At 62.1% G+C, this 647-nt stretch carries 1 protein-coding gene; it reads right to left on the reverse strand.

Features of this window, described 5'->3' with window-relative positions; translation table 11 throughout:
- The coding region (locus EOA86_RS37340) for a CoA ester lyase (RefSeq protein ID WP_164892440.1) at positions 1-596 on the reverse strand (596 nt) is incomplete at its 3' end.
- Positions 597-647: the final 51 nt, after the last annotated feature.

Below are 647 nucleotides of genomic sequence, written 5' to 3' on the forward strand. Positions count from 1 at the left end.
GACAAGCCGAAATGCCATTGGTCGCCTGGATAATCGGGGTTGAGGCCGCCGATGTTGACGGTGCGGGCCTTGACGCTCGCGGCATAGTCGGCAACGCCGAAATGCAACGCTTCCAGCCGGCCACCGAAGGATGCGATGGCCTCGACATTGGCCATGCCAAGTGCGGTTTCGATAAGCGCCTCGAGGCCAACGCGGGTCTTGTAGCCGTTGGCGATCTCGATCTGATTGATCATGGCCTCGACCATGTAGAGGTCGGCGGGCACGCCGACCTTGGGCACCAGCAGCGTGTCAATCCGGTCGCCGGCCTGCTCCATGAGAACAACGACGTCGCGATACATGTAGTGGGTATCGAGGCCGTTGATCCGGACCGAGATGGTCTTGCCGCGGCCCCGCCAGTCGATCTCATTCAGCGCCGCCACGATATTGGCGCGGGCGCGCTCCTTGTCCGGCGGCGCTACCGCATCCTCGATGTCGAGGAAGATGTAGTCGGCGTCCGAACTGGCTGCCTTCCCGATCATCTCCGTGTTCGAGCCCGGCACGGCGAGTTCGCTGCGTTGCAGTCGGAGCCGGCGCAGGTGATTGATCGTATGGCTCATAAATTCCTCTCCTTGGTCTTCTCAGGCTGCTTTGGCGGTTGCCGTCATGGC

It is taken from the genome of Mesorhizobium sp. M5C.F.Ca.IN.020.32.2.1 (assembly GCF_004023105.1).
GTDB classification, from domain to species: domain Bacteria; phylum Pseudomonadota; class Alphaproteobacteria; order Rhizobiales; family Rhizobiaceae; genus Mesorhizobium; species Mesorhizobium wenxiniae.